Raw genomic sequence first — 13,915 nt, 5'->3', positions numbered from 1 at the left:
ATGAACAAATTTTTGGGGTATATCTTTTCTCCTGTATTTTATATCTTCTTTTTACTGTCCCTGCTCATTTTTCATCCTGTACAATGGATCTGCTATCGCCTGTTCGGCTATAAAGCACATAAACTATCGGTAGACTACCTGAATTTTTTCCTGACCTACAGTCATATTTTCCTGGGTTCTTCCTCGACCTTTATCAACCGCCAGAATCTACCGCTAAACCAGCCCATTATTTTTGTGGCAAACCATCAGAGCATGTACGATATCCCCGGCCTCATCTGGTTCCTGAGGAAATACCATGTTAAGTTTATCTCCAAAATTGAGCTCACGAAAGGGATTCCATCTATTTCCTTTAACCTGAAATATGGCGGGGGGGCAAACATCAACAGGAAAGACAGCAAGCAGGCCATCTCTGAGATCATCAAACTGGGTCGCCGGATGAAAGAAAAGCAATGGTCGGCAATGATCTTTGCAGAGGGCACAAGGGCTAAAGACGGGAAGTTAAAACCCTTCCAGGTCGGAGGAATTGCGACCCTGCTGAAGGCAGTACCCAATGCCCTGATTGTGCCGGTGGCGATAGAAAACTCCTGGAAAACCGTTCAGTATGGTATGTATCCGCTTAGTTTTGGGGAAAAGATCCGCTGGACAGTCCTGGAGCCTATTAACCCTGAGGGCAGAAATCCAGAAGAACTGACGCTGATGGCAGAAACTGCAATCAGGAAAGCCCTGAAACAGGAAACTGTTTAGATATTTTTATTCTCGATCTTCTTGAAAAACTCATCCCTGTAGGTATCTCCAATAGGGATAATCTTACCGCAGATCGTAATCCTGCTGCGTTCAATACTTTCTATTTTGTCGAGCGCAATGATATAAGATTTATGTACCCTGATGAACTGAGATTTGGGAAGTGTCTCTTCCATCCTCTTCATGTTCTGCAGGGTGATTACCCTTTCCGCTTTGGTAAAGATCGAGATGTAATCTTTCAGTCCTTCAATATAAAGGATATTGTCCAGCTCAATCTTCTGTATTTTATGTTCCGTTTTGACAAAGATAAAGTCCTGTACAGGTTGTATTTCGGCCACTACCGGTGCCGGGGCAGGCGCTACAGGGGCAGGAGTCAGCACTGGTTCAACATTGTTCTTATGCTGACTATGTACCTTCTCTACTGCTTTATAAAACCTGTCGAATGCTATCGGTTTGAGCAGGTAATCAGAAACGTTTAAATCGTAGCTCTCCAACGCATATTGAGAGTAAGCAGTAGTTAAAATATAGCTGGCTTTATTATTGGCGATCTTCAGGAATTGTATCCCCGTCAGGTCTGGCATCTGGATATCCAGAAACACGAGGTCGATCCCTCCTGCCTGTACCAGCTGCAGCGCTTCAATAGCATTTTCCGTTCGTTTTACCAATTCCAGAAATGGCACTTTTGAAACATAATCTTCAATAATATCCAAAGCCAGCGGCTCATCATCTACAGCAATACATTTTAGCGTCATTGTTATCTTTTTAAATCTGAAATTTTATATATCAAGCATAAGTTCACTCGTGTAATGTGTAGCCGAATTTACGATATTTAGCTTATATCTTTCGGGATATAGCAGTTGCAGACGGCGTTCCACATTATTTAAACCTACTCCGCCAATATTGTCTTTATTGGCATTGTTCTTTTTATTGGTAATACTGAAGTGTAATATCTTTTGATTAGCGATGATATTGATCCTGATCGGATCTGATGGATCATTGGCTACTCCATGTTTAAAGGCATTCTCGACAAAAGAGATCAGTACCAATGGCAGTATCTGCTGGTTGTCGATTTCGCCATTGAGGGTCATCACCACCGAAGCACCATCTTTAAACCGTAGCTTTTGGAGCTCTATATAACTTTGAACGTATTCAATCTCCTTGCTTAGCGCCACCCAGCTGTCATTGCTTTCATAGATCATATAACGCATGATCTCCGATAGTTTAAGTATCGCATCTGCGGTTTTATCTGATTTCTGATAGGCCAGGGAATAAATATTATTGAGGGAATTGAACAGGAAATGCGGGTTAAGCTGTGATTTGAGGAATTGTAGTTCCATATCTTTTTTCTCCGTTTCCAGGCTGCGCTGGATGCGGATGTTTCCAAACCAGTCGATACCAAACTTGATCAGGCAGCCTGAAATGATAAAAAACCCGGAGGTAAATATCGTAGCCACACTAAAGGTCATCAGACTGAGTTCCTCAACAGCACCGGTTTTGGAATTGGTATGCTCCAGCACCTGATCCCTGTACAGTACGGCAACAATAGTTTTAGCGGCAGACATCACGATCAGTAACGCAATGAGAGAAACAATATAATACCAGTATTTCTTTAACAACTGCGGAATAAGCAGCGTGTAGTTGATATAAAATATTGAGACATTAATGATGGTAAAGTAGCCGATATTGACGACGTAATAATTGATATCATGTTTGGTACGATTAAAAATCATACTTACAGCAGCCAATCCCACAATGAGCAGCCAATACACAGAATGTACTATCAACTCTCTTTTACCTTTCATTTGTGTGTGTTGATTCAATTTGTAATTGCGGTATTGGTGATCTATTCTACGGGATTTTTATACCCTTCTGTTGAGAACCAAAGTACTGAAAGTAATACTTTCCGACCATAGCTTTCGACGAACGGGCAATTTTTTTCTACCAACGGCTAAAATAACAACATTTTGCGTTTTTTCTCAAAATCACCTGTTGATCTATGATTATTTCCACTTGGTATAAAACATTTTAGCAGCATGAATTTTATGATTCTATTTGTTTCAACAAAACGATACAACTATGAAAACTGCATCTGTTCAACACCTCGACACGCTATCGCATCATACTCATACCACTTATCAAATAGATTTCAGTCCGCTGATCAACATATATACTTATATCATGAAAAAACTAACTAACGTCTCTCCTTTTTTATTGTTACTCGTACCAGTATTTATGATGATGATCCTGACACTGGCAGGCAATGCCGGAACACAGGAGCAAAAATTGGCTGAAATAAAAGCTAACAGCACTACCAGCATTGCTGATGTGCCTCGTGCAACGTTAAAATAAATACTGCGTCTTATAGTTATCAAAAGCAGTGTTTGCTTAAAAAATTTAGTTTTAGTTATAGTTAATAGTAGTAGATGGCGGCTGGATGGCCGCCATTACTTTTTAAGGGGTTTTTGAAAAAAAAATATCACAATATTTTGAAACTAAGAATATAGTTCATACATTTAACTATATTCTTAGTTGATATAAAAATCTAAACCTCAATATTATGGAAATAAAAGACCTGACTAAAGCTGAAGAACAAATCATGCAGGTGCTATGGCAAATTGAAAAAGGCTTCGTCAAAGAAGTGATAGAATTTCTTCCTGAGCCCAAGGCTGCCTATAATACAGTATCTACTATCATCAGGATTCTGGAAACAAAAGGTTTTATCGGGCATACTCCATTTGGCAAATCCCACCAGTATCATCCACTCATTTCCCGTGAGGACTATAAACGTCACGCTACAGAGAAACTTCTGGGCAATTATTTCGAAAATTCTGTGGAGAGCATGTTTTCATTTTTTGTGAAAGAAGAGAAGATGGACCTGAACGATGCAGATGAGATTCTAAAAATGATTAGCAAACTTAAAGATAAATCAAAATGAACTGGGCCTGGTATCTAATTCAAGTAAATATATACATCGTTATATTTTACGCATTCTACAGAGTTTTCCTGAGCAGGGAGACATGGTTTACACTTAACAGGTTTTATCTGCTTTCAGCGGCTGCGTTATCCTTTCTGATCCCCTTTATCAAACCGGAGTGGATCATGCCCGAAACTGCCCGTCCGGCCTTCAGTATCAGTGCCGGGCAACTGGAAATATTGATGGTAGAGGGGGAGGATGCTGCAGCTTCGGCATTTAACTGGGGAGCAATGATCTCAACGGTTTATGTTTGCGGTATTATCTTTTTCGCGGCACTGTTCATATGGCGGTTAATTCACCTGCGCCTGCTGATTGCTGCAAATCCTGCGGGGATGGCCTTTTCATTTTTTGGCAGAAAAGTAATTGACAAGAACCTGCCCGGGCAGCATGCCATCCATAGTCATGAAGATGTTCATATCAGGCAGATGCACACGGCAGATGTTGTATATTTTGAGCTGTTAAGTATTGTGCTATGGTGTAATCCTGTTATTTATTTCTTCAAAAAATCCATTAAAAACATACATGAATATCTTGCCGATGAGGCTGCAGCGGAGTCAGAGGGTAATAAAGAATCCTATGCCATGCTGCTACTGTGCAAGGCTTTTAATGTAGACCAAAGCGCTCTTACCAATAGTTTTTTTACACAGTCACTTATTAAAAAACGAATCATTATGCTGAAAAAACAACGATCTACCAAGACCGCCATCCTCAAGTATGGCCTCTTTCTTCCGCTATTTGCGGGAATGCTTTTGCTGTCATCTGCAAAGATCAGCAGGAATGAAGAAATTAAAGACCTGGCTGAGCGCATTCCGGCGCCTGTACCGGTGCTATTGGATGCGGCTAGCATAGCGGGATCCAATAGCACTGCTGATGCCAGACCTGTTTCGCAGGACACAACAAAGAAACGACGCCAGTCCAAACCAGCCATCATTACATTTACTCCCTCCAATCAAACTTCGACCAAATCTGACACCGGGAAAGTTTTTGCGTTTACCTCCATTGACAGACAACCCAGCTTCCCTGGAGGTATGGACAAGTTTTATCAATACCTTGGAAAGAGCATAAAGTACCCACAGGAAGCAAAAAACAAGAAAGTACAGGGAAAGGTCTTTCTCTCTTATATTGTAGAGAAAGATGGAAGACTGACCGAAATTGAAGTGAGAAGATCATTGGGAAGCGGCACGGATGAAGAAGCAGTACGAGTTCTTAAAGCTTCACCTAAATGGATTCCCGGAATAAGTAATAACCAGCCCGTACGTGTGAAATACAACATACCTATTACCTTTGCGCTTTCTAAAAATACTGAGGAAACCGATTTAAATAAAGCACCGGTTGTAACTCCCCAGGAAGGAGCCCAGACAAAGATCAGCATTACAGGTCCTAATAATCCAATTGTATATTTTGACGGTGTTCGTACCGACTTGACAGAAGCGAAAAAAGTAGATCCAAATACGATTGAATCTATACAGGTCATCAAAGATAAAGCAGCACGAGATCAATATGGCGAAGATGGCAAAAACGGAGTAATTCTGATCACTTCAAAAAAAGTGAAATAAGTACCGGATACAAGTGTCAGCAAAACTCCTAAAAACACGAAACCCCTGCTAAAAATTAGCAGGGGTTTTTGTGTTAAATCCTTGTCTCGTAGAGCCTAAATTTATTAAACTTCTTCCTCAGAAACAAATTTTGCAGCATAAAAATCTCTGTTCATCCTTGCGATGTTCTCCAGAGAGATTCCTTTAGGACATTCCGCTTCGCAAGCACCGGTATTGGTACAGTTTCCGAAGCCTTCAGCATCCATTTGCGCAACCATGCTTTGTGCACGGCGATATCTTTCAGGCTGTCCCTGTGGCAACAATGCCAGCTGGGAAATCTTTGCTGAAGTAAACAGCATAGCTGATGCATTTTTGCAGGTAGCTACACAGGCACCACATCCGATACAAGCTGCAGCTTCGAAAGCGGCATCTGCCTGTAGCTTTGGAATAGGAAGCGCATTCGCATCCTGCGCATTACCTGTATTCACTGAGATAAAACCTCCCGCAGCGATAATTCTGTCAAATGCAGTACGGTCTACCGTTAAATCTTTGATTACCGGAAATGCAGCTGCTCTCCATGGTTCTACAACGATAGTATCACCATCCTTGAAAGAACGCATATGCAACTGGCATGTAGTTACCAGGTCTTTTGGTCCGTGGGGTCTGCCGTTGATAAACATTGAACATGCGCCGCAGATACCTTCCCTGCAATCATGGTCAAATACAACAGGCTCGTCTCCTTTATTGATCAGCTGTTCATTCAGCACATCAAACATCTCAAGGAAAGACATATCCGGAGAGATCTCCGATAATTTATAATCTACCAAACTACCTTTGGCTTTGTTATCTTTCTGACGCCAAACTTTCAGCGTTAAATTCATATTTCCTGTACTCATGGTATGGATATTTTAGTACTAGATTATTTATAACTTCTTTGTGCGATCTTGATGTTTTCAAATTTAAGCTCCTCTTTATGGAGTTCAAACTTCACACCTTCCTTGAATTCCCATGCAGCAACATATGCATAGTTTTCATCATCCCTCAAAGCTTCACCTTCCTCAGTTTGATATTCTTCCCTGAAGTGACCTCCGCATGATTCATTTCTGTTGAGTGCATCGATACACATCAGCTCACCCAGCTCGATGAAGTCGGCCACACGACCAGCTTTCTCCAGCTCAGGATTGAATTCATTGATGTTGCCTGGTACACGAACATCGCTCCAGAAGTCTTTACGCAGCTGCTGAATTTCTGCAATTGCTTCAGTTAATCCCTGAGCATTACGAGCCATTCCGCATTTCTCCCACATGATCAGACCCAGTTTTTTATGGAAGAAGTCGACCGATTTTGTGCCTTTGATATTGATGAATTTCTCGAGGATACCACGAACACTCGCTTCAGCTTCAACAAAAGCAGGGTGATCCAGCGGAATTGGCTTTGTAGCCAGTTCTTTTGAAAGATAAGCACCGATAGTATAAGGAATTACGAAGTAACCGTCAGCAAGTCCCTGCATCAACGCAGAAGCCCCTAAGCGGTTAGCACCGTGATCGGAGAAGTTAGCTTCACCTAATGCATATAAACCAGGAATTGTAGTCATCAGGTTATAATCTACCCAAAGACCGCCCATGGTATAGTGAACCGCAGGATAGATACGCATTGGAGTTTCATACGGGTTCTCACCAGTAATCTGCGCGTACATATCGAAGAGGTTACCATATTTCTCTTTAATTACTTCCAGTCCCAGACGTACGCAAGTTGCTTTATCAGGATTGTGGATGTTATGTTTTGTAGCTTCGATACGACCGTAACGTTCTGTATTGGCAGCAAAGTCCAGATAAACTGCCAGTTTAGAGTTACCTACACCATAACCTGCATCACAACGTTCCTTAGCTGCTCTCGAAGCTACGTCACGTGGTACAAGGTTACCGAAAGCAGGGTAACGGCGCTCCAGATAATAATCTCTTTCATCTTCAGGAATGTCAGATGCTTTCCTGTTATCGTCTTTTTTCTTAGGTACCCAGATCCTTCCGTCATTACGAAGGGATTCAGACATCAGTGTTAATTTAGACTGGTGATCCCCTGATACAGGGATACACGTAGGGTGGATCTGTGTAAAGCAAGGGTTACCAAAGAATGCACCTTTTTTGTGCGCTTTCCAGGCGGCAGTAACGTTACTTCCCATTGCATTTGTAGACAGGTAAAATACGTTTCCGTAACCACCAGATCCAAGTAATACAGCGTGACCGAAATGACGCTCCAGTTCACCGGTGATAAGGTTACGTGCGATGATACCGCGCGCTTTACCTTCGATCACTACCACTTCAAGCATTTCATGACGGGTGAACATTTCTACCTTACCCATACCGATCTGACGCTCCAGGGCACTGTAGGCACCTAAAAGCAATTGCTGACCTGTTTGTCCTGCAGCATAAAAAGTACGCTGAACCTGGGTACCACCAAATGAACGGTTATCCAGTAATCCACCATATTCCCTTGCCAGAGGTACACCCTGCGCCACACACTGGTCGATGATACTTGTACTTACTTCAGCCAGACGGTGAACGTTTGCTTCGCGGGCACGGTAGTCGCCCCCTTTAATGGTATCATAGAATAAACGGTAAACGCTGTCACCATCATTCTGATAATTCTTTGCTGCGTTGATACCCCCCTGGGCTGCGATAGAGTGCGCCCTTCTCGGAGAATCCTGGAAGCAAAAACATTTTACTTTATATCCCATTTCGGCCAGAGTAGCTGCTGCCGAAGCACCTGCCAGTCCTGATCCTACTACTACTATTTCTATACTTCTTTTATTAGCCGGATTTACCAGAGGCATTGAAGACCTCAGTTTAGTCCACTTTACGGTTAGTTCCCCTTCCGGTATATTTGCATTAAAATCTGCCATTTTATTTTAGCGTTATACGTTCGAAATTATTTAATAAGACCTGTATAAAATGCTACAGGCATGGCTGCAAAAAGCAACGATATAATGATAGAATACCATACCCCGATACCTTTAATCAGCGGACTGTATTTTCTGTGGTTCCATCCTAAAGTCTGGAATGCAGAAGCAAATCCGTGCAGTAAGTGGTAAAGCAGGGAAACCATTGCCAATTCATATAAAACGACGATCCAGATATTCTGAAATGTTTGCTGCATTACAGCATACAGGTTTTCCAATCCATTTACATCTTCAGTAGGGATACCAGTGAAACGCGATACCACCCAGAAGTTAGACAGGTGGACGATAAGGAAGATCAGCAATAAAGTACCCAGTAAGCCCATTGAACGGGAGTACCATTTACTGTTTGCATTTCCATTGTTCACTGCATACTTTACCGGGCGTGCTGCCTGGTTTTGGAAAGTCAGACGAAGGCCTTGTACAGCGTGTACAATGAGACCCAGCATCAGGATAACCTCTGAGCCTCTGATCAGCCAGTTGGTAGCCATAAAGTGAGCACCAAGGTTAAAGATTAGACCACCGTCATTCAGGAATATCAATGAATTGATAAAGCAGTGTACGATGAGAAATAAAATTAGGAACAGGCCGGTGATACCCATTATTAGTTTTTTTCCTATAGATGAGGAAAAAGCGTTTCCGAAACTAGCCATTAGATTTTTATATTTGAGTTCTATTCCTGCAAAAGTATTTAATAAATGACTTAATTTAAACACGAATATCATCTATTAGTAATAAAAAAGCTATTTAGAAACGTTCTACGTCATAATGTGTAATAAATGATTATGGCCCTCTTAAAACAAAAAAAGGGGCAATTTTCATTGCCCCTTAATGGATATTTAATTTATAATGTTAGTTGAAACTGAAAGTATAGTTTCCGTTAGGACCTATTCCTGAGATTGTAGTTTTCCCGTTTCTTGAAGTCGGCAATGCTGCCTCCACATCTTTAGAGCTGTTTACAGGTTTACCGTTTACTGCTGTCACCAGCAGTCCTCTTCTGATATCGAAGGAATCAAAAAGCTTTCCTTCTTCCACAGCCGTTACGACTACACCACTTTTGGCACCGAACTTTGCTTTAGTAGCAGCCGATGCAGGTGCAAAGGTAGCCCCCAGTTTATCCAGTGTAGTACCTGTCGTTCTTGCAGCAAGAACAGGCTTAGGTTTTACACCAATGCTGGCATCACCTTTCAGTGTTACATTAACATTCTGTAGTTTTCCATCTCTGGCTACAGATAATGCAACCTTATCGCCAGGGCTCATACGCCCGATTTTTTCCTGCAGGTCTGGTGAGTTGAATACTTCCTTACCGTCAACCTTTTTGATGATATCACCTTTTTTGATACCTGCTGCAGCAGCACCGCCATTTGGCAGCACATCACTTACATATAATCCGCTTACGTCATCAATTTTGAGCTCCTCTGCCACATCAGCATTCAGCTCCTGGAAAGTAACGCCCACATATCCGCGTTTTACACTGCCATATTTTTTGAAATCCTCAAGGATCTTTTTGGCCAGGTTTACAGGAATGGCGAAACCATAACCTTCATTGGTACCAGTTTGTGAAGCAATGGCGGAGTTAATACCTACAAGTTCACCATTTGCATTTACCAATGCACCACCGCTGTTTCCAGGGTTAATTGCCGCATCAGTCTGGATGTAAGATTCAATTGCAGGGTTACCGCTTCTCACAGGGATTTTTCCTGTACGCTGATATTCCTCATATTCTTCTTCTGTAGGCTGTTGTCTTTCTCTGCCGAGGATACCAATCTGACGGGATTTTGCACTTACGATACCCGCAGTAACAGTAGTTTGCAGATCCAGAGGGAATCCTACAGCAAGTACCCATTCACCTACCTGAACGTTGTCAGAGTTACCCATTTTCACTACCGGAAGATCAGTAGCATCAACTTTGATCAAGGCAAGGTCCGTATTGGAATCCCTGCCAATAACTTTGGCCTGCACTTTTCTTCTGTCAGAGAGAATAACCTGGATCTTCTCTGCGTTTTCTACCACGTGATTGTTGGTTACAATGTAACCGTCAGGTGTAAGGATTACGCCTGATCCTGATGCCGCTCTGGGCACTCTTGATCTTCTGCCGCGGCTTCCGCCACCGAAGAACTCTTCCATCATATCCATTGGAGATGAGCTCTCGCCTGAACCGCCGGAACTGAATGTCGTTTTGATGTGTACTACTGCGGGAGACACTGCCGCAGATGCCTGAACGAAATCCGGCAAACCTGTGGATGCAGTAGTGCTGGGGTTGCTGGCGAAAAGAAGATTCTGCTTTTCGGTCAGCGTCAGATCGCTGGATTTATTTTCCAGCATTTTATAACCTCCAATGGCTGCTGCACCTCCGATGAATGCAGCTAAAACTATCAATGCTATTTTTTTCATGTGTGTGTGTATATTATTTTTTTGTGCTAGACCTAATGTGATTCCTTTATTTGACTGTATTTTGCCTGCTTTGGTTTAATGCTGCTGGAGCCCTTTATGTCATTTCAAGGTATCATTTGTTAAATTCGTTTGATTATATTCAAATTTAATACCATTACACCGATATTTGTATCACTACAACATCACATAAATTGTTAAAAAATGTTAAAAAATCACCCTTCAGACGAGCAACAGACACATTTTTATAAATATCAGGGAGCAGGCAATGACTTTGTTCTTATTGATAACCGCTCACTGAATTTCCAATATAAAGATAACAAAAATGTGCTGCAGTTGTGTGACAGGCGTTTTGGCATTGGAAGCGATGGTTTGATGTTGCTACAGGACCACCCGGACTATGATTTCGAGATGCTTTATTTCAATGCTGACGGGAACCTGGGAAGCATGTGCGGCAATGGCGGCAGATGCATTGTAGCCTTTGCGAAAGAGTTAGGAATTATTGACAGAGAAACTAACTTTCTGGCAGTTGACGGCCCGCACTATGCCAAGATCTCTGAAGAAGGCAACTGGGTTGAACTGCAGATGATTGACGTTAAAGATATTGCAAACGACGGCTCAGCTTATGTACTGAATACCGGCTCACCTCATTATGTAGATCAGGTTACAGACTTGAAAGATATGGATGTGTTCAGCCTGGGAAAAGCCATCCGCAACAATGCCACCTATAAAGCTGAAGGGATCAATGTGAATTTTGTGGAAGATAAAGGCGATCATCTTTTTGTACGCACTTTTGAACGTGGTGTGGAGGATGAAACTTTTGCCTGTGGTACAGGAGTTACAGCAGTAGCACTCGCTATGGCTAAAGCAAAAGACCACAAAGGGAGTTTAAAAACGGACATCACCGTGCTGGGTGGCAAGCTCCGTATCGAGTTTGATTACGACGGCAAAGATTTTAGCAACATCTTTTTGTGCGGCCCTGCCGAGCTTGTTTTTGAGGGTGACGTAAAACTCTAGCGTCTAACTTTCGCCGGCAAGATGTGCTGCAATGCCGATCTTAATTTCGCCGAAGGAGACACTGGTTCCCAGATGTGTACGCAAGGGATTTAGGTTGACAGTTTTAAGCTCATTGATTGCTTCGAGGATTTTACTCAGCTTTTTCTTACCGAGAATATCTTTGGCATCAAGCTCCTGACGGGCAACATAATGTGCCAGATGCGTTTCGATAGTCCCTACAACCATATTGCGGAGCGTTGCAATTTCAGCTATACTCCTTCCTTTGCGGAACAGTTCCAGCGAGACCTCCTTCGTATCTTCCTTTGGGGGTTTCGGGGCTTTGGGAGCCTTTGCCACCGCCGCCTTTTTGGGTTTTTCCTTTTTGGCGGTAAAGTCAAGCTTATTGGGCATAGCAAAAACCTTTTTCATCTGAGCCTCACGCTCCGACTGGTTTAAGAGCAGCCCGACATCAGATTTCGTAAATTCCGTTCCGTTGATGGTGGATTGCAGCAAAGCTGTAGCCTTTCTGATCTTCTTGAACTGTTCATAGAACAGCGATTCCATCTCCAGCAGCTCGGTGAGAAATGCCGTCACCTGTTTATCCTGCTTTACCAGCTCCATCCTTTCAAAAATCCGCTTGGAGAGATCTAGCAGCAAAGGATTGAAATAATTCTCCGCTGCCGTAGTTCTGAGCAGCATGGCAGATAAACCTTCAGGCGTCTGGTCATAGCTGAGGCGTTGGATCTGGGCAAGAAACTTACTGGCATTGGCCTTGATTTCACTCAGTTCTTTGAGCAGTGCCTGAGCCCACTTCACGTGTTTCTGTTTGGCGGACTTATTGATATCCTTACTATAAGAATGCACATGTTCATATACATAATTATCAAGCGGCGTAAGGTCGAAACACTGTAACAGATAGCTTCTGAGAAAAGCTTCACTTTCAGCTTTGATCTGGATTTTAAGCTCCTCTTCCTGCTGCTTGTTTTTAGAGAAATGTGAAACATTCTGATCCTGTCTGATTCCCGTTTTTGAGATCTGTGAGGTCAGCACCAGCCCGTCGAGCGAACGAAGACGCGAAAGCGCAACATAAATCTGCCCAGGGGCAAAGGCATTACCGATGTCTATGATCGCCTTATCGAAAGTGAGTCCCTGGCTTTTGTGCACGGTAATGGCCCAGGCCAGTTTGATCGGATACTGAATAAACTTGCCTATCACCTCCTCTTCAATCTCATTGGTCACTTTATGATTGGTATACTTGATATTTTTCCAGGTATACTTCTCCAGGATAATCCGCTCCCTTTCTCCTTCGGTTTCTACCTCGATCTGGTCAGGCTTCAGATTTATTACCGTTGCAATTTTTCCGTTGAAGAACCTGCGTTCGCCACTCTGATCATTCTTGATGAACATAATCTGGGCGCCCAGCTTCAGTTCCAGGATTCGCTCTGCCGGGAAAGAGCTTTCAGAAAACTCATCCTCTATCGTAGCCTGGAAAAGATAAGATACCCCATCAAGATCATCCAGGCTTTTTTTATTTAAGGTATCTGCGCGCTGGTTATGTGTGGTCAGCGTGATATATTTTTCTTCTTTTGCAGGCACAAAGTCCGCTTTGTAATATTGCTCGAGCAAGGCTACATCGCCGGGAGTAATTTCATTATTGCGCAGATTGTTCAGCAGGTTGATAAATACCGAATCTGCCTGGCGGTAAATCTTTTCCAATTCTATATAAACCGGTGGACTTTGCTGCAAGGCATGGGCATCAAAGAAATAAACACTGTTGTAAAACTCACCCAGCAACTGCCATTCATTAGACTTCACTACCGGCGGAAGCTGATGGAGGTCGCCAATAAACAAAACCTGAACGCCACCAAAGCTGGCATTGTTCTTACGGATATACCGCAGCACCATATCAATGGCATCCAGCAGATCTGCACGAAGCATACTCACCTCATCAATGATCAGCAGTTCGAGATCCAGAAAGATCCTCCTTTTGGTACTCGTCATCTGCAGATGGCGGACAATAGACCTTGGAGTATTGTATTGCTGGTTGGGATGTTCTGCCGTGGGCTGTTTTGGGAGGTAAGTGCCAAAGGGTAGCTGAAAAAGTGAATGAATGGTTACCCCTGCGGCATTAATTGCAGCAATCCCTGTAGGTGCGGCAATCACGGCTTTTTTGTGCGTCAGTTCTATCAGGTTCCTCAGGAAGGTAGTCTTCCCGGTTCCGGCCTTTCCGGTCAGGAAAATGTGCCGGGAGGTATAATTGATGAATCTTGCAGCAATCTCAGCGGGGTTGTATTCAGACATATTTTGCAACAGTTTTGCAGCAAA

Annotated in this window: 12 protein-coding genes; 5 read left to right on the top strand and 7 right to left on the bottom strand. The window is 42.8% G+C overall.

Features of this window, described 5'->3' with window-relative positions:
• The gene (locus tag OQY15_RS06445; RefSeq protein ID WP_265789159.1) at positions 1 to 744 is read left to right on the top strand and encodes a lysophospholipid acyltransferase family protein; all 744 of its coding nucleotides are present in this window, start codon (positions 1 to 3) and stop codon (positions 742 to 744) included.
• Here the strand turns inward: OQY15_RS06445 and OQY15_RS06440 are convergent.
• A complete protein-coding gene (locus tag OQY15_RS06440) occupies positions 741 to 1,493 on the bottom strand; it encodes a LytTR family DNA-binding domain-containing protein (RefSeq protein ID WP_265789157.1) in 753 nt (250 codons plus the stop codon). The two genes, OQY15_RS06445 and OQY15_RS06440, sit on opposite strands and share 4 nt — an antisense overlap.
• A 24-nt stretch (positions 1,494 to 1,517) precedes the next feature.
• The gene (locus OQY15_RS06435) at positions 1,518 to 2,543 is read right to left on the bottom strand and encodes a sensor histidine kinase (protein WP_265789154.1); all 1,026 of its coding nucleotides are present in this window, start codon (positions 2,541 to 2,543) and stop codon (positions 1,518 to 1,520) included.
• 274 nt (positions 2,544 to 2,817) lie between these two features.
• On the opposite strand from OQY15_RS06435, the gene OQY15_RS06430 reads away from it, so the two are divergent.
• The 3 genes from OQY15_RS06430 to OQY15_RS06420 all read left to right on the top strand — a co-directional run bounded on the left by OQY15_RS06430 (position 2,818) and on the right by OQY15_RS06420 (position 5,271).
• On the top strand, positions 2,818 to 3,090 hold the full coding sequence (locus OQY15_RS06430; RefSeq protein ID WP_265789147.1) for a hypothetical protein: 273 nt from the start codon (positions 2,818 to 2,820) through the stop codon (positions 3,088 to 3,090).
• A 208-nt stretch (positions 3,091 to 3,298) separates the two neighbouring features.
• Positions 3,299 to 3,676 (top strand): BlaI/MecI/CopY family transcriptional regulator, encoded by a 378-nt coding sequence (locus OQY15_RS06425; RefSeq protein ID WP_265789144.1) that lies wholly within the window; start codon positions 3,299 to 3,301, stop codon positions 3,674 to 3,676.
• Positions 3,673 to 5,271, top strand: a complete 1,599-nt coding sequence (locus OQY15_RS06420; protein ID WP_265789142.1) for a TonB family protein — start codon at positions 3,673 to 3,675, stop codon at positions 5,269 to 5,271. The genes OQY15_RS06425 and OQY15_RS06420 overlap by 4 nt, the downstream gene beginning before the upstream one ends.
• Before the next feature lie 104 nt (positions 5,272 to 5,375).
• Here the strand turns inward: OQY15_RS06420 and OQY15_RS06415 are convergent, their stop codons facing one another.
• From OQY15_RS06415 to OQY15_RS06400, 4 genes are all read right to left on the bottom strand, one after another.
• Positions 5,376 to 6,146 (bottom strand): succinate dehydrogenase/fumarate reductase iron-sulfur subunit, encoded by a 771-nt coding sequence (locus OQY15_RS06415; RefSeq protein ID WP_265789140.1) that lies wholly within the window; start codon positions 6,144 to 6,146, stop codon positions 5,376 to 5,378.
• Between the two features lie 23 nt (positions 6,147 to 6,169).
• Positions 6,170 to 8,149 carry a fumarate reductase/succinate dehydrogenase flavoprotein subunit gene (locus OQY15_RS06410; protein WP_265789138.1) on the bottom strand — a complete coding sequence of 660 codons (1,980 nt, stop codon included), beginning with the start codon at positions 8,147 to 8,149 and terminating at the stop codon, positions 6,170 to 6,172.
• Between the two features lie 26 nt (positions 8,150 to 8,175).
• Entirely contained in the window at positions 8,176 to 8,856 is a 681-nt protein-coding gene (locus tag OQY15_RS06405; RefSeq protein ID WP_265789137.1) for a succinate dehydrogenase cytochrome b subunit, read from the bottom strand.
• Between the two features lie 199 nt (positions 8,857 to 9,055).
• Positions 9,056 to 10,597, bottom strand: a complete 1,542-nt coding sequence (locus OQY15_RS06400) for a Do family serine endopeptidase (protein WP_265789134.1) — start codon at positions 10,595 to 10,597, stop codon at positions 9,056 to 9,058.
• A 201-nt stretch (positions 10,598 to 10,798) separates the two neighbouring features.
• On the opposite strand from OQY15_RS06400, the gene dapF reads away from it, so the two are divergent.
• Positions 10,799 to 11,611, top strand: coding sequence for a diaminopimelate epimerase (dapF, locus tag OQY15_RS06395; RefSeq protein ID WP_265789132.1), 813 nt, complete (start codon positions 10,799 to 10,801; stop codon positions 11,609 to 11,611).
• A 3-nt stretch (positions 11,612 to 11,614) separates the two neighbouring features.
• Here dapF and OQY15_RS06390 read toward each other — a convergent pair whose 3' ends face one another.
• On the bottom strand, positions 11,615 to 13,891 hold the full coding sequence (locus OQY15_RS06390) for a helix-turn-helix domain-containing protein (protein ID WP_265789130.1): 2,277 nt from the start codon (positions 13,889 to 13,891) through the stop codon (positions 11,615 to 11,617).
• Positions 13,892 to 13,915 lie beyond the last annotated feature (24 nt).

The organism is Pedobacter sp. MC2016-15 (assembly GCF_026239695.1).
Lineage (GTDB): Bacteria > Bacteroidota > Bacteroidia > Sphingobacteriales > Sphingobacteriaceae > Pedobacter.
This window is presented reverse-complemented; position numbering and strand designations above follow the sequence as displayed.